The 23,696-nt window shown below is 44.7% G+C and carries 19 protein-coding genes; 9 read left to right on the forward strand and 10 right to left on the reverse strand.

Annotated features, from left to right (window positions below; genetic code table 11):
- Positions 1-56 precede the first annotated feature (56 nt).
- A complete protein-coding gene (locus tag KI742_RS07310; protein WP_005375129.1) occupies positions 57-1,238 on the forward strand; it encodes an MFS transporter in 1,182 nt (393 codons plus the stop codon).
- A 211-nt stretch (positions 1,239-1,449) separates the two neighbouring features.
- Entirely contained in the window at positions 1,450-1,731 is a 282-nt protein-coding gene (locus KI742_RS07315) for a YrhK family protein (RefSeq protein WP_025768568.1), read from the forward strand.
- A gap of 122 nt (positions 1,732-1,853) precedes the next feature.
- On the opposite strand, the gene KI742_RS07320 is transcribed toward KI742_RS07315, so the two are convergent.
- The 9 genes from KI742_RS07320 to deoD all read right to left on the reverse strand — a co-directional run bounded on the left by KI742_RS07320 (position 1,854) and on the right by deoD (position 12,542).
- The gene (locus KI742_RS07320; RefSeq protein ID WP_213970651.1) at positions 1,854-2,693 is read right to left on the reverse strand and encodes an energy-coupling factor transporter transmembrane protein EcfT; all 840 of its coding nucleotides are present in this window, start codon (positions 2,691-2,693) and stop codon (positions 1,854-1,856) included.
- On the reverse strand, positions 2,690-4,429 hold the full coding sequence (locus KI742_RS07325) for an ABC transporter ATP-binding protein (protein WP_285385248.1): 1,740 nt from the start codon (positions 4,427-4,429) through the stop codon (positions 2,690-2,692). The genes KI742_RS07320 and KI742_RS07325 overlap by 4 nt, the downstream gene beginning before the upstream one ends.
- 6 nt (positions 4,430-4,435) lie before the next feature.
- A complete protein-coding gene (locus KI742_RS07330; protein WP_140348619.1) occupies positions 4,436-4,984 on the reverse strand; it encodes an ECF-type riboflavin transporter substrate-binding protein in 549 nt (182 codons plus the stop codon).
- A gap of 335 nt (positions 4,985-5,319) precedes the next feature.
- Positions 5,320-6,450 carry an HlyD family secretion protein gene (locus tag KI742_RS07335; RefSeq protein WP_005375134.1) on the reverse strand — a complete coding sequence of 377 codons (1,131 nt, stop codon included), beginning with the start codon at positions 6,448-6,450 and terminating at the stop codon, positions 5,320-5,322.
- Complete coding sequence (locus KI742_RS07340; RefSeq protein WP_005375135.1) at positions 6,450-6,830, reverse strand: DUF3302 domain-containing protein; 381 nt, start codon at positions 6,828-6,830, stop codon at positions 6,450-6,452. The genes KI742_RS07335 and KI742_RS07340 overlap by 1 nt, the downstream gene beginning before the upstream one ends.
- A gap of 243 nt (positions 6,831-7,073) precedes the next feature.
- Entirely contained in the window at positions 7,074-8,657 is a 1,584-nt protein-coding gene (locus KI742_RS07345) for a GGDEF domain-containing protein (protein WP_256903364.1), read from the reverse strand.
- Complete coding sequence (locus tag KI742_RS07350; protein WP_054729922.1) at positions 8,641-10,125, reverse strand: hypothetical protein; 1,485 nt, start codon at positions 10,123-10,125, stop codon at positions 8,641-8,643. The genes KI742_RS07345 and KI742_RS07350 overlap by 17 nt, the downstream gene beginning before the upstream one ends.
- A 166-nt stretch (positions 10,126-10,291) precedes the next feature.
- Positions 10,292-11,761, reverse strand: coding sequence for a lactate dehydrogenase (locus KI742_RS07355; RefSeq protein ID WP_285385246.1), 1,470 nt, complete (start codon positions 11,759-11,761; stop codon positions 10,292-10,294).
- 70 nt (positions 11,762-11,831) lie between these two features.
- Positions 11,832-12,542 carry a purine-nucleoside phosphorylase gene (gene deoD / locus KI742_RS07360; RefSeq protein WP_005375140.1) on the reverse strand — a complete coding sequence of 237 codons (711 nt, stop codon included), beginning with the start codon at positions 12,540-12,542 and terminating at the stop codon, positions 11,832-11,834.
- Between the two features lie 398 nt (positions 12,543-12,940).
- Here deoD and KI742_RS07365 point away from each other — a divergent pair, with 398 nt between their 5' ends.
- The 4 genes from KI742_RS07365 to KI742_RS07380 are packed head-to-tail and all read left to right on the forward strand — an operon-like array spanning position 12,941 to position 17,052.
- Complete coding sequence (locus KI742_RS07365; RefSeq protein WP_005383935.1) at positions 12,941-13,891, forward strand: DUF523 and DUF1722 domain-containing protein; 951 nt, start codon at positions 12,941-12,943, stop codon at positions 13,889-13,891.
- Positions 13,881-14,681: a MerR family transcriptional regulator gene (locus KI742_RS07370; RefSeq protein ID WP_033906723.1), complete on the forward strand. Its 801-nt coding sequence runs from the start codon at positions 13,881-13,883 to the stop codon at positions 14,679-14,681. The genes KI742_RS07365 and KI742_RS07370 overlap by 11 nt, the downstream gene beginning before the upstream one ends.
- A 22-nt stretch (positions 14,682-14,703) precedes the next feature.
- Complete coding sequence (gene phrB, locus KI742_RS07375) at positions 14,704-16,119, forward strand: deoxyribodipyrimidine photo-lyase (protein ID WP_005383934.1); 1,416 nt, start codon at positions 14,704-14,706, stop codon at positions 16,117-16,119.
- A 6-nt stretch (positions 16,120-16,125) separates the two neighbouring features.
- Positions 16,126-17,052, forward strand: coding sequence for a L,D-transpeptidase family protein (locus KI742_RS07380; protein WP_005383933.1), 927 nt, complete (start codon positions 16,126-16,128; stop codon positions 17,050-17,052).
- A 26-nt stretch (positions 17,053-17,078) separates the two neighbouring features.
- Here the strand turns inward: KI742_RS07380 and KI742_RS07385 are convergent, their stop codons facing one another.
- Positions 17,079-17,333 (reverse strand): Lpp/OprI family alanine-zipper lipoprotein, encoded by a 255-nt coding sequence (locus tag KI742_RS07385; protein ID WP_005375145.1) that lies wholly within the window; start codon positions 17,331-17,333, stop codon positions 17,079-17,081.
- Positions 17,334-17,883: 550 nt separating this feature from the next.
- On the opposite strand from KI742_RS07385, the gene KI742_RS07390 reads away from it, so the two are divergent.
- The 3 genes from KI742_RS07390 (at position 17,884) to KI742_RS07400 (ending at position 23,691) form a co-directional block, all read left to right on the forward strand.
- A complete protein-coding gene (locus KI742_RS07390) occupies positions 17,884-19,227 on the forward strand; it encodes a DEAD/DEAH box helicase (protein WP_005383932.1) in 1,344 nt (447 codons plus the stop codon).
- A gap of 324 nt (positions 19,228-19,551) precedes the next feature.
- Complete coding sequence (locus KI742_RS07395; RefSeq protein WP_285385245.1) at positions 19,552-21,549, forward strand: prolyl oligopeptidase family serine peptidase; 1,998 nt, start codon at positions 19,552-19,554, stop codon at positions 21,547-21,549.
- On the forward strand, positions 21,550-23,691 hold the full coding sequence (locus KI742_RS07400; protein WP_285385242.1) for a TonB-dependent hemoglobin/transferrin/lactoferrin family receptor: 2,142 nt from the start codon (positions 21,550-21,552) through the stop codon (positions 23,689-23,691).
- The last annotated feature ends 5 nt before the right edge of the window (positions 23,692-23,696 follow it).

The following is a 23,696-nucleotide window of genomic DNA, read 5'->3' on the forward strand; positions in this document are numbered from 1 at the left end:
TGCGAATTTGTTACATTTAAAGCTATGATGATGCCTTCATATTTAAAGGAAACATCATGACTACCTCATCGCACGGCTGGAGAACGCCGCAAAATTTCCTCCTGTTAATTTCCATTATCGTGCCCATTGCTTTTTCTACCTGGATGGCGTTGTTGAACAACTTTGTTATCGAGAAAGCAAACTTTGATGGTGCCGACATAGGCTTATTGCAAAGTGTGCGTGAAATTCCGGGTTTTTTGGCCTTTACCGCCGTGTTTGTATTGCTGTTTATCCGAGAGCAACGCTTTATGCTCGTCTCTTTGGCGATGCTTACGCTTGGTACGGCATTAACAGGTTATTTTCCCACTTTGTACGGTCTACTTTTTACAACCTTGTTAATGTCCACCGGCTTCCATTACTTTGAAACACTCAAGCAGTCTTTGTCTTTACAATGGCTATCTAAAGAAGAAGCGCCAGAAATGCTGGGTAAGTTTATTTCTGTTGGAGCTTTGGCTTCTCTGTTTACCTACGGCGCCATTTGGGTTTCGCTCGAACAGCTCAAACTTGATTTTAAAACGGTCTATTTAATGGCTGGTGGTTTAGGTTTTGTGCTCATTTTGGTGATGGCATTTGCCTTCCCACAATTTAAGACAAAAGTTCCTCAGAACAAGAAGCTCATCCTGCGTAAACGTTACTGGTTATACTATGCGCTTACGTTTATGAGTGGAGCACGCCGTCAAATTTTTACGGTGTTCGCTGGTTTCTTGATGGTAGAAAAGTTTGGTTACTCCGCCGCAGATATTACGTTGCTGTTCCTGATTAACTATGTCTTTAACTTCTTGTTTGCGAAGCGAATAGGCCGTTTTATCGGCGTTGTAGGTGAGCGCAAAGCGTTGATGTTTGAATACGTCGGTTTGATCTTCGTGTTCGTCGGGTACGGTTTGGTGCAAACGGCAGAGTGGGCGGCAGCATTGTATGTTGTCGATCATTTATTTTTCGCGTTAGCGCTTGCGATTAAAACCTACTTCCAGAAAATTGCCGATCCTGCCGATATGGCGTCGACCGCAGGCGTTGCGTTTACGATTAACCATATTGCTGCAGTTGTAATACCTGTTACGTTTGGTGTCATTTGGCTTGTTTCACCTGCGAGCGTATTTTACATCGGCGCTGGTATGGCAGCAGTGAGCTTGCTGTTGTCACTCAATATTCCAGCGAAGCCGGAAGAAGGCAACGAAACTCGCTTGTTGAAGTGGAGTTAAGTTGGCACTCACTATCTAGCCATTGAAGTGAATACCTGTAATTAGACTCGCTGAAAAGGGTGCTTATGCGCCCTTTTCTTTTGATTGCAAATAGATAATCCCCCCCCCCCAATGGTTGTCAATGCATGCCACGTCCGTTAGGGTTTAGAACTAAGTATTTCGAAATAACTTGGGCATAACTGACGCGAAACAATAAGAGGGGAGCTATACAGTGCAGATACATGGCAGAGAGTTGGATTTAGATCTAGGAAGCCGTCACATCGTTATTCAGCGCCGCTATGAGGCGTTAGGTGCTGCAAACGACCTACTCATTGCTATTTGGTTTTTAATTGGTAGCTTTTTCTTTTTGAATGATTCGTTGATTGAAAGTGGTACTTGGCTTTTCATTGTAGGCAGTGCGCAGTTGATCATTAAGCCCCTGATAAAACTGATGAGTTTAGTTCATGTTGGTCGTTTGAATAAGCAACTTTCTGGCACATCAGCGAGCCGCTGAAATTACCGCTTCTTTTGAATACTTGCAAGCAAGAAGCCAACAGGCGAGTTATCGAGGGGAAAGACGGAAGATAACGTGGTCACAACACTAACCACGTTATGTTCAGTTTGAAGTTTCAGAGTTTAAAACGGATACCAGAACAGTTGTGTGTCCATCACACGCTTGCTGATCGCAGCAATCACTATCACCGCAATTACCGCCATGCAGATCATATCGGCTTTGGTCAGTGGTTTTAAGCTGTACCAAGTGCGAGAGGAGTGGCGGCCAAAACCACGTAGCGTCATCGCGTTTGAGATTTGATCGGCTCTGTCCAAACTAGAGAAAATCAGAGGTCCAAGAATCTTCGCGACGTTCTTCATACGAGTGAACAACGGAGCCTTCTTGCTCAGTTCTACTCCGCGTGCTTGTTGCGCGTGCATGATGTTAACAAAGTCCTTTTTCACTTCCGGCAAGTAGCGCAGCGTTAAGCTTACGGCATAGGCGATTTTGTAAGGTACACCCAAGCGGTTCAAGCTGGCTGAAAACTCCGTCGGGTGAGTGGTAAATACAAACACCAACGCGATTGGAAACATGCTGAAGTATTTCAACGTCACTGTTACTAGGTAAAACAACGTCTCTTGAGTGAGCGAGTAATTACCGGGTAACGAGAGTAAAACCGTTGATGAGCCCATGAATTCAGTACCTTGTTGCGGTGCTAACGCGAACATAAACAGGGCATTGATCAGTAATACCGTGCCTGTACCGAATAACAGCGGTTTGTAGACATGAAAGGGCACTTTGGTCATTTTCAGTAAGCCTAAACCAAGCACGATCAACAGCGCGATGATTCGCAAGTCAAATGTGGTCAATACCACCGTTACCCAAGCAATGAAAAGCAAGAACTTAGTAATGCCATTCAACTTATGAAGTGGCGATTGGGTATCGATGTAGTTGATACCAAACTTCATCTTATTGTCTTTCATGCCACCGCTTTCTCTAGTTGGTTTACGTCGTCGCTTTTTTGTTGGCGGTGCGCTTTTTCTACATTGATAAAGTGCTGTATAAAGCCATTGGTGTCCTCGATACCAACTTTCGTAGCCAACTCAAACAAACTTGTGGTAGTGAGGTTTGCTTGGTCTAGTAGCTCTGGACTGCTGAATACCTGCGTCATTGGTGCATCCGCGACTAATGTACTGTCTGCAATCACGATAGAGCGCGAGGTGTATTCCAACACTAAATGCATGTCATGAGAGATGATCATTACGGTTACGCCCAACTCGCGATTGAGCTTTTCGATGAAACTCAGCATAGACGTGTAGTTTCGATAGTCCTGACCTGCCGTCGGTTCATCAAGGATCAGAAGCTCTGGTTCCAAGACCAAAATTGACGCAATGGTTACGCGCTTTTTCTGGCCGTAGCTCAATGCTTCGATTGGCCAGTGACGGTATTTGCTCAAACCGCACAGCTCTAGGACTTCAAGTACTTTAGCGTCGATTTGTTTCTCTTCAACGCCACGATTACGGAGGCCGAAGGCCACTTCGTCGAAAATCATGTGATGGGAAATCATGTGATTCGGGTTTTGCATCACCACACCCACTTTCTGGCTGCGCTCGAAGATGGTCAGTTCGTTAAGATCTTGACCATTCATACTCATTGAGCCGCTATCCGCTTCAATAACGCCCATAATCAGTTTGGTGATGGTCGATTTACCCGAGCCATTTTTGCCAAGTACAGAGACAAACTCGCCACGCTTGATGTCAAAACTCACGTCTTCTAACGCGTTTTTCTCACCGTCGTAAGAATAGGTGAGGCCACGGACTTCAAGCAAAGTCTCGGCTGGCGTTTTAGGTGGTTGTGCTGTTGAACCATCAAACCATGCTTGTACTGCCGGTTTATATTGCTCCAACGGTAAGGTAGTTAAGCTAGAAGGTTTTGCATCGCCCTCAATCGCGCAGCCTGCTTCTTTCAGTGCTGAAATATAAAGCGGTTCACGGATGCCGTAATCTTCTAGCAGAGGCGACGCTAAAATTTCATCTGGCGTTGTATCGGCAATGATTTTGCCGCTTTCCATCAAGATAATACGGTCAACTGAGCAATGCAGAACGTCTTCAAGACGATGCTCAATGATTACGATGGTTTTGCCCGTTTCGCGGTGTAGATCATCGATGATCTCGATGGTTTTTTTACCCGTTTTAGGGTCAAGCGCAGCTAGTGGTTCATCAAACAAAAGGATATCGACGTCATCGACGAGAATGCCCGCCAAAGAAACACGCTGTTTCTGCCCGCCAGATAAATCGTGGGGTGAGCGTTCTAGCATCTGTTCCAAGTCGACCATTTTGGCCGTGGCTTTGACCAATGGGTACATGTCGATATTTGAAGTTAGCTGGTTCTCCAGCGCAAATGCAATGTCTTCGCCAATGCTCAAACCGACAAATTGGCTGTCCGTATCTTGCAGTACGGTGCCAACTTGCTCAGTGTATTGGTGCATGTCGAAAGGGGCGGTGTCTTGACCATTGATGGTCAATGTTCCACTGGTTTCCCCTTTGATTGCGTGTGGGATCAGTCCGTTAAGACATTGCCCAAGGGTAGATTTACCACTACCACTTGGACCGATAATGACGATTTTCTCTCCTTTCTCTATCCTTAGATTGATATTTTTTAGCGTCGGTTTGTCCAGCGACTCATATCTAAAAGAGAAGTTAGAAAATTCGATTGTCATTCGACATTAAGCCTCTGTTAAGTTACGGCTTTGCTTGTTACGTTTAGCGACAGACTTAAGAATGAAGAAGCCAACAATAGCAATAAGAATGGTGTTACCGATCGCGATAATAGAAAGCTGGGTAAACACTTTAGTGAACGGTTCTGCGTATAAAATCGTGTCGAGGAATGCAGAGCAACCGTAACCAAATACGTTGCCTAATAGCGCAAGTAATACGAATAACGCGAAGTCTTTCATATTGAAATCACCTTTCTCCAAACGGTAGCGCGTTAGAGAAGGGAATAGACCGATAATCAAACCAACAATACCTGAACCAAGTACCCAAGTGAGCCATACGCCCCAACCTGCAAATAGGTCAGTAACCCAGTGACCAATAAAACCAACCAAGAAGCCAACAAGTGGTCCAAATAGTACTGAGAACAATGCTAATACTGCCATGGCTGGTTTTAGCGTTGTGTTTGCAAACACAGGGATGCCAAACATAGGTAAGCCGCCGATACCGTAAAGAGCAGCACCGATTGCAATAACCACAACAGTTTTAGCGGAAAGATTCATAGATAACCTCAGTTCAATAGTCGATTTTAAAGAACGTTTAATTGTTTTGTCGGAAAGCGTTAGTTATTTGATTGTGTAACATATATTCAAAACAACCAAGCTGCTTATTGTTTGCTCTATTTTTCTTCAGGAAATGTGTGATTTGATTCACGCATCCCTTTGACTGGCTTTGGTTTTAGCAAGCATTAAAAATAAGGCGCGCATTATACAGAATATTAATAAAAGTGGGAATGCTATCTATCTGGATGGCTAGAATGAATCAGGGGCTGATCGTCAGCCCCTGATTACACGGTTTGATGTTATTTTTACCAATAAATGAAGGCGCTATATGTTCATTAATGGTCGAGGTATAAATAGTTCTGCCAGCTCTTCATACGAATAAGCACTTTGCGCATCACTGATACGTGAGTAAAGCTGTCTGAATAAACTGCAACTTCAACCGCAGTACCCATTGGCAGGTGGTATCCACTCAAGTCGTCGGTAATTTTCAGCTTCGCAAACACACGTCCGCTCGTGCGCAAGGCATCAGTCCCGAGCAGAGCGCCTCGCGCTTGAATTTGGCTTTCACCAATGGCTGGAATCACGTCAATGACTTCGCCACGGAACACTTTGCCCGGGATAGCGCGGAACATAAATTCTGCTTCAAAGCCTGGCTTCAAGCGTTGTAATGAGTTTTGTCTGAATGCCGCGGTGTACGTAATGTCTTCGGTATGTACGAAGGTCATTGCCGGGGCAAGTGGCAACGGCACAGCCATAACACCAGGACGTAAAGCCAATTGCGTAACGTAACCATCGGTTGGCGCACGAACGACGGTTTGCTCTAGGTTAAACTCTGCTTTACGTAGCTCGGCAAGAAGTTGCGCGACTTGGGTATTTTCGCCTCCGATTTCAGAGTCCAGAGCGATTTGCGCTTGTTCTTGTTGCAAAATCGCAACGTCTAACATGGCTTCTGCCGCTTTATACGCTTGGCGTCGAGTATCCAAATCTTGTTCAGTAAACGCGCCACGATCAAAGCCCCTTTGATATCGGCTAAATTCCCTTTGTGCTTTATCTCTGTCCGCTTGCGCTTTCAATACAGCAGCTTCTGCCTCTCTTAGATCAGACTCTAAGCCCAACGCACCTTGGCTTGCTTCTTTGACTTTCGCTTCCAGGCGAGCAACTTCTGCTTCAAAAGGCACAGGATCGATTTTGAAAAGAATATCGCCCGTTTTGAGCGGTTGGTTGGCCTGGACTGGCACTTCCACCACGCGGCCACGCACGCCAGAGACGATAGGCGTAGTCGGGAACACTTGGTTACCCAATTGAGTAAATGGGTGGTTGTAGTTCATAAGCAGCACGAGTGTGCCCACTAACACTACGCCGCCAAGTACGGCGGTTGGAACGGTCCATTTGTTTAGAGGAATATTGAAAATTTTAAAAATGGCAATACAAAGAGCTGCGTAAGTCAGAATCAGCAATAAGTCCATTATTCGTCCTCTTTACTTTGTTCAGGCAAAGGCTTTTGCTGAATCTTTTGTTGTTTCAACATCGATACTTCGTTTTTGAGTTCGTTGACTTCATCGATGAGTTCTTCAAGGCGGTGATGAATGTCGTGTGTTTCTTGTTCTAGTTGTTTAAAACCCCAGCCGCGTTCCTTGCGCCATAATGTTGCCCAGATCCATAAAAATGGCCACAGCGCATGCAAAGTGAAAAGGCTGACCCAGCCAGCGTAGTGAATTGCGTCTTGGTGCGGGTGCTCTCTCTCTTTGGCGATTTCATATGGAATATCATGGATGACAATGATTCCGTAAAAGATCACTAAAGCAACGAAGATGAGTAACCCAAGTGCAAAATAGTCTAGAAACATCTTACCTACCTGTGTATTGCGAAATGGAAAATCTACGTAAATTAACAATTTAAGTATTTGTCTTAACTACAGATGAATCAAGCGGTTTTTATGTAGGAATTATGTTTATGCGATGTAAGTATCCACTGATGTTCATTGACAGTTAAGGTGTTGCTGAGTACTTATTTAAACAAGCAGTGAAGTGATATAGGAAGGATAAGTAACAAGTATACTAAAGCCCCAGATATCAACCGGGGGCATGGTTTAAAGTTCGGTACAGACTTGGTTTCTGCCATTGGCTTTGGCGCGATAAAGAGCTTTGTCTGCACGATAAAAAGTTCGCTGAGTATTCTCGCCTTCTCGATGCAAGGTAATCCCTATGGATACGGTCAGCCCCCGTTCACCAAGAATATCGTCCCAACCATATTGATAAATCCGTTCACGATAATTCTCGGCATGCATTTCTGCGTGTTCCAGTTGGGTATTCTCAAGGATCACGAGGAACTCTTCACCACCAAATCGTACGCACGATGCGCCTTTAAATCTGAAGTAGGACGCCAGTTCCTGTGACACACTTTTGATCGCTTTGTCGCCCACCAAGTGGCTTAGTTCGTCATTGATGGATTTGAAGTGATCGATATCGATGACCATCAATGCAAATGCAGTATCGTGCAGAAGTAGATCTTTTAGTTTAACTTCTAACCAGCGTCGGTTGTGTAAAGACGTAAGTGGATCGGTAAAGACGTCCTGCTGTAGCTGAGCAACAGTATTTTTATGCTGCTTGGTGGTTTCTTTTAGTTCTTTGTTTTCTAGCTCTGACAAAATGAGTTTGAGTTGTAACTCAAAGCGTGAAAGTCGGCGTAGTTGAGCAGACCCTAACTCACCGATCGGAATATGTTTTACAAGATCAGATTCGATTCTATGCGCTTTTTTTTCACAATTTAATGCTTCTTGATACAACCCTTGAGAGGCGTAAACTTGACTCATCGCGTTATAAAAATGCTGAGTAACGATAGGAGATAGCTGCTTTTGAATCCTTTTACTGATGGAGTCCAACGTTAAATTAGCTAAAGAAGTGTGCCCTACACCGTTTAGACAATACGCAGTCTCAATTTTGACCATCGTGGATAACCAGTATGTCGTGGCACTACCCGTTGTATACTGAACATTCGAAATAGCCAGCAACGCATTGGGGTAGTCTTCTTGCAGACGATGTAATTTGGCTCGGTAGAGGTGAATTTGTGCGGCGAGGTTTTTATCACTGACGAGAATGCTCAGTTCTTCACATTCACTCAATAGCTCTTTGGCGTCTGCGGTACGGTTCAAGCTGATATAACAGGCAAGCATGTACAGCTTGTAACGAAGGCGTAGGGATCGACTGCCAATAGCGTGATCGATAGCATCTATTTTTTGATAATAACGTAATGCACGTTGGTGATCCCCATAGGCATCGCACAAATTACCCATTCCAATAATGGCCAATACGTACTCATCAATATAGCCGTACTCGACGGCGATATTGGTTGAAGCAACATACTCGGTTAATGCCGCATTGTAGTCACCTACTTCAACTAAACGCTCACTCAAGCTTGCTTTCACAGAAAGAATATCTTCTACATCCTCTGGTAAAACAAGCAACTCAAGCGCTTGTTTCAATTCACTAATGCTGTCGTTGAGCTGTTTGATCTCTCTTCGATACTCGGCGCTAATGATATAGCAATGCGCTTTCTCTCGGTTTGTTGACGCAATATGTAACCCTATGTGTTCCCATAGCGTAATCGCTTCTTCACCTGAAACGGAAGAAGGATCGATACCTGCGTCAGTCACCTTGCTAAGCAGTTGTTCCATTCTTCATTACCTCAATATAACTTTCTTCGAGCTGTTCTAACGTGAATGGGAAGGTCAGGATATCTTGCAAATACAGTATCGGTTTAGGGCCTTTGATTCCGCGTCGCTTCCATGGATAGATGTCTAACATCGCTTGGACAGTGCGGTAGACCTCTTCTGCTGCTTGACCTTTTTCTGCAATTAACATTGCTAGCCTGTTACTGGAAATTCTCGAGATGAGGTCGCTGGAGGTTGTCAATGCATGAACGAGCTCGGTACAAACATCGAGAACTTCAGGGTTTGAATGCTGAATCATAATGATGGCGTGGTTAGAGCGTTTGAGCTCCGTTTTAAACAAAACTAACTGTTCCCACCAGTAGGTCTCAGAAACGACATTAGAGAACTGTTTTTCAGGGTCGTATTCGTGCTGAGAGCGAATATGATTGATCAGCTTACGTGCTCGCTGCTCTAGTTGGCGTTTAGAGCCTCTTGCTTTATCCATGCTGATTCGATGAGTTTGTTCTTTGAGCATTTTGAGTGCGTGCTTACGGTATTTCTTGAACGCGTTAAACGCAGACTCAAAGTCACCTTGTTCTTCAGCGACTCGTGATTGTTGGAAGCAAATTTGGCTGAGTAGCTCACCGTGGTCGAAACTGAGTGCAGACTCTTCTGCTGCAAGTAGCAACTTGGCAGCGCTGTCTGTATTTTGGCGCAAAAGCTCAAGTCTTGCTCGGCTAATAAAAGAGTGTGCTTTCATCCAAACGAGGTCATGCTCAATGGCAAGCTGGTGGGCTTTTTGGGTGGCTTCTTCGGCCGCATCAAGGCGTTCTAGTCCAAGCAGTGCTAACCCTTTAAAGTCCCAGATCTCGGCTTGCCACGTACTGTCATCATGATCTTTTAATACTTCGGTTGCTCCATCCAGTACCGTAAGCATCTCGACAAACTTATTTAGTAAGTAATAGTCCCAAGCTAATAGGATGCGCGCTTTGCCTTCTAACCAAGCAATACGAACATTGTTTGCCACTTTAACGGCTAACTCATGAGTTGAAGCGGCAAGTTGGTGTTCATTAGTGATGCGCCATACATTACCAAGCCCAATTAGAGATTCGATTTGAATTTCAACATCATCAACAAGAGCAGATTGTTCGAGCGCATTAATCCAATATTGTTGCGCGGAATAATACTTTGCTTGGCCCCAATATTGGAGTGCAAAAAGATGGAGAATTTCCGGGAGATGATCGTCGGTTTCAAGCTGTGTTTGTTTGCTGTAAGCGTCTTTGACGAGTTTTAAGCCTTGTCGGTAATCCATTAGGCACCAACAGCATTGCGCCATGATGAGTAAGGCTTTGATCTCTCCGTCCACAAATAAAATTTGTTCCGCGCGGATACGATATTGCTGCGCAACATTAAAGGTATGTTTAGGGGCCGATTTTATTTGGCCTTTAAGCTTAGTGAGATCATCTTCTAGCTGAATTTGGTTTTTATCCAACGTTCACATCCATGACTATCGAACTGGAAATCACACCTAATATTAAGTGGTTAGATGCATGTTTCTTTACCAAAGCGATGCGGATAACGTTTTGGTAAACGATCAGGGGCCGTAATGTATACCGTTACAACCCCTAATTACTACATCTAAATTACCAATAGAATAGCTACGATAGGAGCTGTTTGATTGTCAAAGGTGCATCAGAGACTTCTAACCTTTGTGCAGCGGTAAGACCTTGTTTATCCTGATAGCACAAATTATGCCAAGCTCTGAATATATCTAAAAGAGGTAAAATACCAGCAGGTCGTAATTTGCGACGTGGCTCGTTAATGAAGCTTTCGAAAAGGATCTGAAAGCGGTTTTGATAAAACTTCACATGACGAGTTGTCGCAACGTTAAACCATTTTTCAGGCTCATTTTGATCGCCAGCGAGGTAGCAAATGCCTTTGTGGTTTTCGTTTTGACTAGAGATTGCCCAACGATCGCGCCACCAACTCATATAGGCGATATCGACTTTGCCAAAGGGAGTACTCATGTCCCAACTAGCGTCCTCTTCTACGTACATCAAGTCGACACTTTTCTCTTTAATGCGAGGTAAACAAACGCTCAGTGCAGCTGAACGTAGTAGGGGGTCTTGAGGCATGTATAGAGATACACGTTTGTTTGGGCAGCACATATCAAGTACGTGCAAATAGTGTGCATATGAGGTGTATGGTGGACGGACTAATGCCCCTTTTGAAGGGTAATGAAATACAGATAGATTACCAAGAGGGTCTTCTACGTTACCGCGAGCCAAAATTGTTTGGTATTTTTGGTCAATTCGCTCTCTGAGGTGATGAGAAGGTTCCGCAAGCGGTTCACTTGCTTCCGCTACGTACTCCTGGGAAACAAAACGAGACACCTCATCGTAAGGATTATGATCGAGAGTTGCGATTGGCTCTTCATCAGTGGAATAATTGACGTGCTGGCAAAGAATATAGCCAGAATGCGCTTCGCCAGAAACAATCCAATACACACCATTATTGCTGTTCGGTTGCAATGCAATATAGTTTGAGGCCAATTCATAATGCGTTGCGTGGTTTACCCAGCGCGCATCAATGGTTGCCAGCTTACGGCGGCAGCGGCTAGCTATATGGTCAACATGATCGTAAAAGGTTTTTGGGTTAATACTAAGCTTGCGGCAGATTTCTCGTACTGAATATCCCGTAAACAACAAGCCCATCAAGTTCTCTTGAAATTGAAGCTTCTTGTTGGCACCAGACCACTTGTCGACAAAGGTACTTTGACACACTTTACAGCGGTAACGTTGGCGATCGCCACTGTAACCGAAAGCGTGATAGAGGTGTTTGTGAGTGTGGACAGAAAGTCCAAAGTTGTCGCAATCATCATTACGGCAAGCAGGCAACCCGTCACTGTGGACGTGCCGCAGGCGATGAAGTTCGTTCACGACATCGCGATTATTAAGTAAGGGGGGGAAAGCTCCACATTCACGGCATACCATCGCCGGACGCTTAGGGTTCGCATGTTGCAGAACGTAACGCTTTGCATCACTCAATCCAAAGTTGTCACACGCCAATGTTTTACAAAAGTTGAGTTGTAACCCATCTGCGTCTTTTGGCAGTTCGCCGTTAGACACAATCGCCCCCTCGGGATAATTCGGGCAGCCAGCATAACTCTGGCTGCAAATTATTACTTACTATTTGTTCTTAGATGTTGATTGCAGTTTCTAGTGCAACTTTCATCATGTCGTTGAACGACTTCTGACGCTCTTCTGAGCTTAGTTTTTCACCACGGATGATGTGGTCAGAAACTGTCAGGATAGTCAGTGCTTTCGCGCCTAGGTCAGCTGCTACGCCGTAGATACCAGCCGCTTCCATGTCTACACCTAGGATGCCTAGTTTTTCCATCTTCTCGAAGATGTCTGCTTCTGGTGTGTAGAACAGGTCAGCAGAGAATACGTTACCTACTTTTACAGGCACTTCCTGAGCGCGCGCTTGGTTAACTGCTTCTTCTAGAAGACCGTAATCAGCGATTGCTGCGAAATCGTGGTTGTTGAAACGGATACGGTTAACTTTAGAGTCTGTAGAAGCACCCATACCGATAACAACGTCCATTAGTTTCACGTCGTCACGTACTGCACCACAGCTACCCACACGGATAACGTTTTTCACGCCGTATTCAGCGATTAGCTCGTGTACGTAGATACAGCAAGACGGGATACCCATGCCGTGGCCCATTACAGAAACTTTTTTGCCTTTGTAAGTGCCAGTAAAGCCGAACATGTTGCGAACGTCACAAACTTGTTTCACATCTTCTAGGAACGTTTCAGCGATGTATTTAGCGCGCAACGGGTCGCCTGGCATTAGAACTGTTTCAGCGAAATCACCTGGTTGTGCGTTAATGTGTGGGGTTGCCATAAGTGCTCTCCAAAGTTTTGTTTTGATAAAACGCCTCTATTATAGAACGCTATTACCAATTCTGTTGAACTTGTTCGTTTTCGTTGAGGCAATAATATCGGGACGTACAGTAGCCCCTTGAGAGCTTAGTCACAAAAATCACGCATTTAGAAACTGCAACTCCTATTGATAACTAAATCTGTTGAAACCAAAAGAGCAATCGATTTGCTTTTGAGCAGTTTGTCGATTGCGCGCACAAATTCTTTGTTTTTGGGCCAAACTTTTTTCTGAAAGCTGGTTGATCGAAATACTTTCGAGTGAAGTAAAACGATTAAATTGTACAACTTATTTTCTTGTACAATCTGGAAAGGCTTGCTATAAGTTATACAACAAAATTTTTTGTATAGGGATGCGTCATCATGGAATCTTCAATCAAAGTAGGTATCAGTTCGTGTGTTTTGGGTGAACGAGTGCGTTTTGACTCTGGTCATAAGGTGAGCAACTTTGTGACTAAAGAGCTCAGCCCGTATTTTGACTTTGTTTCGGTATGCCCTGAAGTCGGCGTAGGTATGCCAGTACCCCGTCCAACCATTCGTCTTGTTTCTAATGAAGAGCGTGTTGCATTGGTTGAAACCAAAAATCCAGAAAATGATCATACCGACAATATGCTCACTTACTCGGCCAATAAAGTAGATGAACTTCAAAGCGAGCAGCTTTGTGGTTACATCGTTTGTGCCAAGTCACCAACTTGTGGCATGGAGCGAGTCAAGGTTTACAGCAAGAACAGTGCTGCGAAAGAAGGTGTTGGCTTGTATACACAAACATTGATGCAAAAAATGCCTTGGTTGCCTGTTGAGGAGGATGGCAGACTTAACGACCCTGTATTGAAAGAAAATTTTATTACTCGAGTATTTTGTCTAAATGACTTTTACGACTCGATGGATGGTGAGCCTACTCGTGGCAAAATCATCGACTTTCATTCGCGCTACAAACTGACGTTAATGGCACACCACCCAGAGTCATACCGATCCCTTGGCCGCTTAGTTGCCGATGTCGCTAATTATGAAATTGAAGACTTTTACCAAGAGTATCGTTTAGGACTGATGAAGGCGTTAACGAATCGGGCTAGCCGCAAAAATAACACAAATGTGTTGATGCATTTACAAGGGTACTTCAAACGCTCACTAACTAAAGAAGAAAAAGAAGAGTTAGCGACAGTGATTCACGACTACCGTATTGGAATGCTGCCTCTGCTAGCACCACTTACGTTGATTAAGCATTACTTAAATACTTACCCAGACGAGTATTTATCAAAACAGAAGTTTTTAGAACCGTATCCGCAGGAGATGAGATTACGCTATGGTTTGTAGTTCAGAAGAAAAACTATACGCGATCCGAGATGTCGCAGAAATCACGGGTGTAAAACCAGTTACGCTGAGAGCTTGGCAACGAAGATACAACTTGATCCAACCTCAGCGAACTGAAAAAGGACACAGACTTTATCGCCAGCAAGATCTCGATACGATTCGCGAAGTCCAGAGCTGGCTCGCGAAGGGGATTTCGATTGGTAAAGTGAAGGGGCTGCTAGGAAAAAGCGCCGATGTCGAAGTCAAAAACGAGGTTCGCACACTCGAAGAAGTTGAAAACATGCTGCTTGCGCTGTCTACCCTGAATCGAGGAAAAGCAGAGAGTTTACTTGCCTCTGTTCTTAAAGAGTACCCACTAAAACTCGTTATTGATCAGTTTATTAGCCCAGTATTTGATGCGCTAGACATGGTGAAAGGATCGCTGCGATCTTTACAAGTAGGGTTATTTCAGACTTGTTTGATCACTCGACTTGCCCTTGTTATCGATTCTGAAAACAAAGCCGCTTCCAAAGGAAAGTGTCTGCTCATTAGCTTTGAACAAAACAGAGAGTCTGAGAGTTGGATTCAAGCAGCGAAGCTTTGCGAACAAGGGTATCACACGACTTTGATCGATAAGGTTGATGATGTTTCTGGTCTACTAGATCACGAGGTCGTTGAAAATGGTTCGTTTATCTACCTTTTCTCCAACAAAGCGCTAGCTGCTAAACAAGTAGCGTCCATCAAAATGCTTCACGCACAGTTAGGTGATCGGATGGGGTGCTCTGAAGTGATAGAGAAATTACACCTAACTTAGTAGACAAAAGATAGGAGCTACCATGATTTTAGTATGGTTTCGACGTGACTTACGTACGTTAGACCACACGGCACTCAAAGCGGCATTGGATTCAGGTCAGCCTGTCGTCGCTTGCTTTATCGCGACGCCAGAGCAGTGGCGGGAGCATCACATGGCGCCGATGCAGGCAGACCTCATTGCTCGTCGCTTAGCTTGTCTTAACGAGGAGCTTGAAAGCCTTAATATTCCCTTTTTGTACAAAGAGGTACCGTCGTTTTCCGATTGTACAGATGTGATTAGTGGGTGGGCGGAAACACTTGAAGCCACGTCTGTCATGGCAAACATTCACTATGAGGTGAACGAACGAGAGCTCGATACACAAGTAAGTGAAGCGTTAGCTTCTCACGATATCGAATTTGAACTGTTTCATGACAAATGTGTGCACGCGCCAACGACGGTTCTTAATAAGCAAGGCGAATATTTTAAGGTGTTTACGCCATTCAAGCGTGCTTGGTTAACGCAGTTCCATATGCCGACGGTAGTAAAACCTCACGAGCAAGCGCCACTCAATAAAAAGGTACTCGAACAATTAGAGTCGGCTCGATTTAATTCAAGCTTCACATTTAGCTATCCTCGAGAATCCAGTGAAGACTGGCTGGCTTCGACTAATGATATTTTGAAGCAGCTTAGGGAATTTGCACGGGAGCGCAGTGACGCGTATCAAAGCGAGCGAGACTTTCCAGCTATTGATGGCACTAGCCAACTGTCTCCATACCTTGCGATTGGCGCGCTATCACCAAGGCAGTGTATTGCTCGTTTGTATGCTGAAAATCAACAAAATGACCTTACAGAAGGGAAAGCAACTTGGTTAAGTGAGATCATTTGGCGTGAGTTTTATCAGCACCTATTGGTTTTCGAACCAAAACTCGTCAAAGGCAAAGGATTTATCGATTGGGAGGATAAAATCCAGTGGTCCTATGATGAGAAAGCCTTTGAGCGATGGAAGACAGGAACAACAGGATACCCAATCGTTGATGCAGCAATGCGTCAGCTCAATCAAACAGGTTGGATGCACAATCGATTACGTATGATTGTCGCGAGCTTTCTTACCAAGGACTTACATATTGATTGGCGATGGGGAGAAGCGTACTTCATGAGTAAGCTGGTGGACGGCGATTTTGCAGCGAACAATGGTGGCTGGCAATGGTCTGCCTCTACGGGCTGTGACGGGCAGCCATACTTTCGTATTTTTAACCCGATAAGCCAAGGCGAAAAGTTCGATGCTAATGGTGAATTTGTGCGCCACTGGGTACCAGAAATCAAAAGTGTACCGAACAAATACATCCATAAACCTTGGACTTGGGAGGGCTTTTCTTTACTGGAATATCACAAGCCGATGGTTGATCACAAGACAGAAAGAGAGATAACCTTACAGCTCTTTAAAAGTGCCAAGGAATAGAGTGAAATGCTTAGCAAAAAGCGATCAATGAGTTTCGCAAAACGTACCCTGCTATCTGTGTCGTTATCTTTAGTGAGTGGTCTATCATTCGCTAAGATGTACGAATTACCAGAGGATGGAAGCCGTTTAATTGGTCGCCTTGAAAACCACGTCGTGCAAGAAGGCGAAACCATGGCAAATATCGCTAAGCTCTACGATGTGGGTATGCTAGGTTTAATGGCCGCAAACAAAGGCGTGGATCCCTTCTTACCAGAAGAGGGGCATGTTCTTACTATTCCGACACAGCTAATCCTCCCAGACGTACCTTATAAAGGTATCGTTATTAATCTAGCCGAGCTGCGCTTGTATTACTTTCCGAAAGGAGAAGATATTGTCCATGTATTTCCTGTCGGAATTGGCCGAATAGGGCGCGATACCCCAGTAATGACAACGCGTATCAGCCAAAAACGACCGAACCCTACATGGACTCCTCCAGCCTCTATTCGTGCCGAGTACAAAGCAAAGGGCATTGACCTACCAGCCGTTGTTCCTGCGGGGCCTGATAATCCACTTGGTATGTTTGCATTGCGTTTAGCTTACGGGAATGGCGAATACCTAATTCATGGTACCAACAAGGACTTTGGGATTGGTATGCGAGTCAGCGCGGGTTGTATTCGTATGGACCCAAGTGACATTGAGTGGTTATTTGACAAGGTTCGTAACGGCGAAGACGTTAACATCATTAATCAGCCTATCAAAATGACACTTGAACCTGACAGAAGTGTGTTCTTAGAAGCACATGAGCCTTTGACTCGTAGTAATGGCGAGAAAGATGAACTCAAAGTGCCGAAAGAGTTAAAGTGGTGGCTGGATGAATTCGGTATGAAAAACGTGAAGGCTAAAGCAGCAATCGCTGCACAGAATGGGGTTCCTGTCGAAATAACCGCGCCTTAACGGGCGTTAAGACGCGGTATCAAATCTTACTTAGTGTAAGACTGAGCGATGTTATCGATACGCTCGTTAGCACGCTCAGCTTCTTCTTGAGCAGCCATTGCTGCTGCGCCTGATTTTTGAACGTCAGATTGAAGAGCTTGTACGTCTTGGCTTAGTTGGCTAACTTGGTTGCTTAGTTCGTCTAATTTTGCTGCATTTGCTGTTGCTGCGTCATCAGAAGAAGCACAACCGGCTAGTAGAAGTACTGAAGTTGCTGCAGCTGCGATCAACGTTTTGTTCATATAAGAACTCCTTGCTTATAGTGAAAGTCTCGCCACCAACTATTATTTTATACAGTAGCGAGGTTAAATGTGGTTACATTTTATCAGTACATGATGTAGCAAAAGTCAAAAAAACCCAAGAATTTCATGGAGTACCTGACGTCAACTTTTACCTGAGCTTAACAAAGGTGAATAGTCTATCTTCTCCCTCGCTCTCACAACAGTTTTCATAGCAGGTGTATTTGCCACGTTCCTGATATCAATAATTTAGACGATATTGACACAAATGAAAGTTTATTGGCCCAAATAACTGCTATTTACGTCGTTTTGTTGAAGAATAGAAGACATATCTGAAAGGCCTTTCATTAAACTTCACGTTCAGATGCATATCAAAAAGGCTAGGCTTTACTCTGAACTGAGCCACAAATGATGTTTTACCGTTACCACAGGGAATTAGTTTGTGTGATCTCTATCTATACTCCTATGATTTGCGGTATTATACCGAGCTTTATTTTTTTGCTGCGTTAGAGCGGAAACGACACTACAGAGCGCTCAGACGCTGACTGATTTATTGGAGAATACTTTGCAATTTAAAGATCTAGGCCTAGACAACCGATTGTTGAAGAACCTAAAACACTACGATTTTAAAAAAGCGACTGACATTCAGCAGCAGGCGATTCCTGTTGCGATTGCAGGCAAGGATCTATTGGCATCTTCGAAAACGGGTTCGGGCAAGACTTTGGCGTTTGTATTGCCAATGCTTCATAAGTCTTTAAAGACAAAATCGTTTTCTGCGAAAGACCCTCGCGCGGTTATCCTTGCTCCTACTCGTGAGCTAGCGAAACAAGTATATGGTGAGCTTCGTTCTATGCTAGCTGGCCTATCTTATGAAGCAGCACTGATTTTGGGTGGTGAGAACTTTAACGATCAGGTAAAAGCTCTGCGTCGTTACCCGAAATTTATCGTGGCGACACCAGGACGTTTGGCTGATCACTTAGATCATCGTTCGCTTTATCTGGATGGTTTGGAAACGCTGATTCTTGACGAAGCAGACCGTATGTTGGATTTGGGCTTTGCACCAGAGCTTCGTCGCATTCATAAAGCAGCCAAGCATCGTCGTCGTCAAACGTTGATGTTCTCTGCGACATTAGATCATGCAGACGTCAATGAAATCGCGGCTGAAATGCTCAATGCGCCAAAGCGTATTGCTATCGGCGTTTCTAACGAAGAACATAAAGATATTACGCAAAAATTTTACTTGTGTGATCATCTGGATCATAAAGAGGCAATTTTAGATCGTGTTCTTTCTGAGGCTGAATATCGTCAAGTTATTATCTTTACGGCAACGCGTGATGATACTGAGCGACTAACAGAAAAGCTAAACGAAAAGAAACTGAAGGCTGTAGCACTGAGTGGTAACTTGAACCAGACTCAACGTAACACCATTATGAGTCAGTTTGAGCGCGCAGTATTTAAGATCCTTGTAACGACTGATGTTGCTTCCCGCGGTTTGGATATTGCAACTGTGACACACGTCATCAACTTCGATATGCCAAAGCATACCGAAGAATACGTACACCGAGTTGGTCGTACTGGTCGTGCTGGAAACAAAGGGGATGCAATCTCTCTTGTTGGTCCAAAAGACTGGGATAGCTTTAAACGTGTAGAAGCATACCTACAACAAGATCTTGAGTTTTCAGTGTTCGAAGATTTGAAAGGTAAGTTTAAAGGCCTTAAGCCACCTAAACCAGATTTCCGCAATAAGAAAGCGACAGCAAAGAAAGCTCGCCCTCAAGCGAAAAAATCGGCGAAAAAACCAGCAAAGCGTGACAAGAGCTTCTACAAAAACGTATCTGTGGGTGATGATGTCTTCATCCCTAAGAAAAAACCAGCGGCACCGAGCTCTGAAGAGTAAAAGCTGCTGTAGTTTCCCATTGATTTTAGTTCTTAAAAATCCGAGTGTTCGCACTCGGATTTTTTATGTCTGTCGCTAGGTGAAATAGCGTCTTTCCATACTCACTCGTTTGTCAGCTTTTATATTTGTCTGGTTGTTTATAAACAGCATAGAACGCTAATTTAGGAAGTTATTAAGTTTTATTACCTCGGTCAAAGCAAACGTTTTTCCTCACACACTAGATAAAAACCTCACATGATTATGAAAATGATAATTGATCTCATTTTTATTTAAGGGCAGAATACGCGCCATTGTATTAATCCTATAAATGAATTCGCTCTCTATATGAAATTTACTCATGTTTTTTTAGGGCTCATAATTACCTCTAGTTCTGGCTTTGCTGCTGATGATTTCAACTGGCTTCGAGATGATGCTCGTAAAGATGAGCGAGTTCTTACCTACCTAACAGAACAAAACCACAAAACTGAACAGCACCAAAAAAGTTATCAGACGTTGACAAAAAACCTACTCACGCACTGGGGTACCATGGTGGCAGACAAAGGTGATAAGCCATGGTCGATCATGAGTGGAAGAGAGTGGACGCTAACGCGTCGCGATGGTCGTTACTTACTGTTATCCCGTGCGAGTCAACATGCACCAGAAAACGTGGTGTTCGATTTCGATGAACGACAATCTGCGCATCAGTACTACCAACTTGGTCAATGGCAAGTGAATGGTGACACATTACTTTTCACGGAAGATATCGACGGCAGCGAACAATATCGCGCCGTGGTTGTTGATTTACTCTCCGGCCAATCTACGGAACTGGCGACGCACGTCGATAGTGGCGTATTGTTGTCACCTAACGGGAAAGTGGCATTCCTCGTTGCAAAGGAAAAGCGCACTCAGCGACCTCATCAGATCTTACGTATCTCCACTGAATCTTTGGCAAAAACAGTCCTATGGAATGAACCCAAGTCAGATTGGTTACTTTCTTTCTATCGTGCGGCAGATAGCCGTTATGCTGTGCTGCAAAGCAACAACGAGTCAACAACAGAGCAGAAGCTTGTCGACCTAGAAACGGGCACTGTCTCAGATTCATTGCGAAAGCCTGAAGTGGGTGTGGAATATTACGCGGATGTGGCGAAAGGTTACATTTATCTGAAAAGCAACCTTGAAGGAAAGTTCGCCCTTTACCAAGTCGAACTCGCACCGCTTGGCGCAACATGGCAACGCTTCACCAATCCTCGTGAGCCGCTTGAACAGTTCTACCTTTATGATGCAGGAGTTGTGGCACTTAGCAAGCCAAACAATGTGTCGACTTTGACGGTGTATTCTTACCAAGGTCAGGAAAAAGTGATACTGCCATTGGAACACGATGGTAATGTCGCTTGGCTAAGCACGTTGGGCGATTTTGAATCAAACAAGATTCGTATCCGAAGCATGTCGATGACTACGCCTCCTCAGTGGGAAGAGTTCGATGTAAAAACGCTGAATAAATCCTTGTACTCTCAAGATGCTTACCAAGACTTTGATAGTCAGCGTTATGTATCCCAACGTATTTTTATTAAGCACGACGGCGTTTCTGTCCCGGTCTCTTTGGCGTATCGCAAAGACAAATTGCACCCACAATCTCCTGTGATGATTTACGGTTACGGCGCGTATGGTTTTACGATGAAACCGTACTTTATGCCTCAGGTTATCAGTTTACTCGACCAAGGTGTGATTTACGCTATCGCCCATGTCCGTGGCGGTGGGTACTTTGGCGATGAATGGCACGAGCAAGGCCGTGGTGTGCGAAAAGCCAATTCTATTGGTGATTTTGTCGCGGCCGCGAAGGCGCTGCAAACATTCGAACGTGGCAATAGAGAGGTTTTCGCCATCGGTTCTAGTGCTGGTGGCACGTTGGTGGCCGGAGCGGTTAATCAAGATCCTAAATTGTTTTCAGGTGTCGTACTTAAAGTGCCTTTTGTTGATGTGGTTGCAAGTATGTCGGATACCTCACTTCCGCTTACCACACAGCAGTATGGCGAATGGGGTAACCCAACCAAACCTGAACAATTGGCGTTAATGAAGGCGTACGATCCGATTCTCAATATCCATAAAGACACTTACCCACCCATGTTGGTTCAAGTCGGTTTAATCGATCTGCGCGTGCCATATTGGGAAGGCGCAAAGTATCTCGCTAAAGTTTCAGCGTTAAGTGAGCGCAACGGGCCGTACTTGTTGCAAACTAATTTTAATTCGGGCCACCAAATGGACCCGCGACAAGCGCAAGAACAACAAGCAAAAGAATACGCATTTCTACTATCACTCATTAAAACATCTAAAGCGGAGCAGTAAATGAAGCTTACCCCAGTGTCAGCGGCAGTACTTTCGGTACTTGCTGCCAGTCAAGTGCACGCCGAATCTAAGGTTTTCTCAATGGAAGAGGTGGTGGTAACCGCCAATAAAATCGATCAGCCATTGTCAAAAGTGGCAGGTAGTGTCGCGGTTATCACAAACGAGCAAATCGAAGAAAGAGGCGAGACCGAGCTATATGACGTGCTGCGTAACGAACCTGGTGTAAGCGTGACGGGCGGTGCAGGACGTCCGCAAAACATTACCATCCGTGGTATGACGGGTAACCGCATTATGATCGTTCGTGATGGCATTCGTTCTGCGGATGGCTTCGGTGCGAATGACATTAATGATGCAGTTGGGCGAGATACTTTTGATTTATCCAATTTTGAATCGCTGCAAATCATTAAAGGGGCAAGTTCTTCGGTGCATGGCTCTGGCGCGATTGGCGGTGTGGTGATTTTAGAATCCAGTCAGCCGGGTGATTTCTTAAAAGACAAAGACTTCTACACCGATGTTTCCGGTACTTACACCGATATCAGCAACAAGTACAAAGGCACGAGTAATCTAGCTTTCCGTTCCGGTGATACAGAGAGTTTGTTTAACGTTTCATACTGGCAAGGACAAGAGACACGTAACTTTGATGAAGATTTGTATAATCGCGACCTCGATGGTTACAGCGGTGCTTATACGATCAACCACTTTTTCAATGAAGAGGTGATGTTGAAAGCCAAAGCGGAACTCTACACCCAGAACCAAGAGCGTTTGGAGGGTTCGCCGTCCATTCAACCTGATGGAATTTGGCATATTGAAGACTTTGCTGAGGATGAAACCACAGAAGAGTACAGCGCTTATATTGGTGCAGAGGTGACTCCGATTAATCCAACTTGGTTCGAAGAGTTGGATACCAAAGTTTACTGGCGTCACACCGAAGTGGTGGAAGACACCAACCGTTTAATGCGCCAAGTGGATCACAATGGTTTGATCACCAAGCGTCGCGAGCTGGAACACAAAACCTTCATTGACGAAACAATTGGCTTCCGTGGCGATTTCACCAATACGATTTATGCAGCAAATGCTGAGCACCAATTGGCTTACGGTGTTGAGCTTTCTACAGACTATTACGAGCGCACAGATAGCGATTCCAAGATTGATTGGAACGGGGTAACGCCTTCGACCAAACAACCTTTCGCTCCTGCTCGTGCTTATAACATTGGCTTGTATGTTCGAGACATGGTGGAACTGGATAAATGGACCATCACAGGTGGCCTACGCTTTGATGCGCACCGTCTCACGCCAGACGGTGCGGGTGAAGTGGGCGGCTTCCCATTAAAAGACATGGATAGCTCAGAGGTATCTCCAAGTTTGTCGGTTTCTCGTGAGGTATTTGCCAACAACATTGCTTATGTATCTTATAACCATGGTTACCGTGCTCCGGAATACGATAAAGCGTATGGCTTCGTAAGCCACGACTTTGTGCCGCTCACGCCGTTTGTCATTGCACCAAACATGGATCTAGAAGCTGAAACTTCCGACTCATTTGAAATCGGTAACAAGTTCGATAACGGTCGTGCGTATGTCTATGCGTCTTTGTTCTACAACAAGTTTGAAAACTTCATCGACGTTGTGACCACGGGCTTTGACTCAAGCAATGGTAATTACATTAAACAATACCAAAACCTCGATGGTGTCGAGACGTATGGTGCAGAGCTTTCTGCAGGTTACGCGATCACTAAGCGATGGAACATCAGCACCAAGTTTGGCTACGTAGATGGCAAAGACGCGGAAGGTGAATACGTTCGAAGCATTACGCCATTCGAAGGTAACGCTCAACTGAAATACGTCAACCAAGACTTCAATGCTTACGTGGCTTGGAACTGGGCCGCGGCCATGGATCGCGTTCCTAAATGCCAGACCACGCTTGGTCTAGCGACAGAGTGCGCGCAGACAAGTGCGTGGAATACGTTTGATATTGGCGCAACTTACCACGTTTCCAAAGACCTTCGTGTTAGCGCAAACATCATCAACCTGTTCGACAAAGAATACATCCGATACCAAGACGTAGCGGGTATCGCTGAGGAAAGTAAGCGTTACTCAACTGAGCCTGGGCGCTACTTCACGCTAAATGCAAAATACGAATTCTAGGACGA

The organism is Vibrio sp. D417a, assembly GCF_030248595.1.
Taxonomy (GTDB): Bacteria; Pseudomonadota; Gammaproteobacteria; order Enterobacterales; family Vibrionaceae; genus Vibrio; species Vibrio alginolyticus.

Bases quoted from the DNA above. Each gene is read 5' to 3' on its own strand.
- KI742_RS07310 (WP_005375129.1), top strand. From the start codon at position 57: ATGACTACCTCATCGCACGGCTGGAGAACGCCGCAAAATTTCCTCCTG.
- KI742_RS07320 (WP_213970651.1), bottom strand. From the start codon at position 2,693: ATGAAAGACAATAAGATGAAGTTTGGTATCAACTACATCGATACCCAA.
- KI742_RS07325 (WP_285385248.1), bottom strand. From the start codon at position 4,429: ATGACAATCGAATTTTCTAACTTCTCTTTTAGATATGAGTCGCTGGAC.
- KI742_RS07330 (WP_140348619.1), bottom strand. From the start codon at position 4,984: ATGAATCTTTCCGCTAAAACTGTTGTGGTTATTGCAATCGGTGCTGCT.
- KI742_RS07335 (WP_005375134.1), bottom strand. From the start codon at position 6,450: ATGGACTTATTGCTGATTCTGACTTACGCAGCTCTTTGTATTGCCATT.
- KI742_RS07340 (WP_005375135.1), bottom strand. From the start codon at position 6,830: ATGTTTCTAGACTATTTTGCACTTGGGTTACTCATCTTCGTTGCTTTA.
- KI742_RS07345 (WP_256903364.1), bottom strand. From the start codon at position 8,657: ATGGAACAACTGCTTAGCAAGGTGACTGACGCAGGTATCGATCCTTCT.
- deoD (WP_005375140.1), bottom strand. From the start codon at position 12,542: ATGGCAACCCCACACATTAACGCACAACCAGGTGATTTCGCTGAAACA.
- KI742_RS07365 (WP_005383935.1), top strand. From the start codon at position 12,941: ATGGAATCTTCAATCAAAGTAGGTATCAGTTCGTGTGTTTTGGGTGAA.
- KI742_RS07370 (WP_033906723.1), top strand. From the start codon at position 13,881: ATGGTTTGTAGTTCAGAAGAAAAACTATACGCGATCCGAGATGTCGCA.
- phrB (WP_005383934.1), top strand. From the start codon at position 14,704: ATGATTTTAGTATGGTTTCGACGTGACTTACGTACGTTAGACCACACG.
- KI742_RS07380 (WP_005383933.1), top strand. From the start codon at position 16,126: ATGCTTAGCAAAAAGCGATCAATGAGTTTCGCAAAACGTACCCTGCTA.
- KI742_RS07385 (WP_005375145.1), bottom strand. From the start codon at position 17,333: ATGAACAAAACGTTGATCGCAGCTGCAGCAACTTCAGTACTTCTACTA.
- KI742_RS07395 (WP_285385245.1), top strand. From the start codon at position 19,552: ATGAAATTTACTCATGTTTTTTTAGGGCTCATAATTACCTCTAGTTCT.
- KI742_RS07400 (WP_285385242.1), top strand. From the start codon at position 21,550: ATGAAGCTTACCCCAGTGTCAGCGGCAGTACTTTCGGTACTTGCTGCC.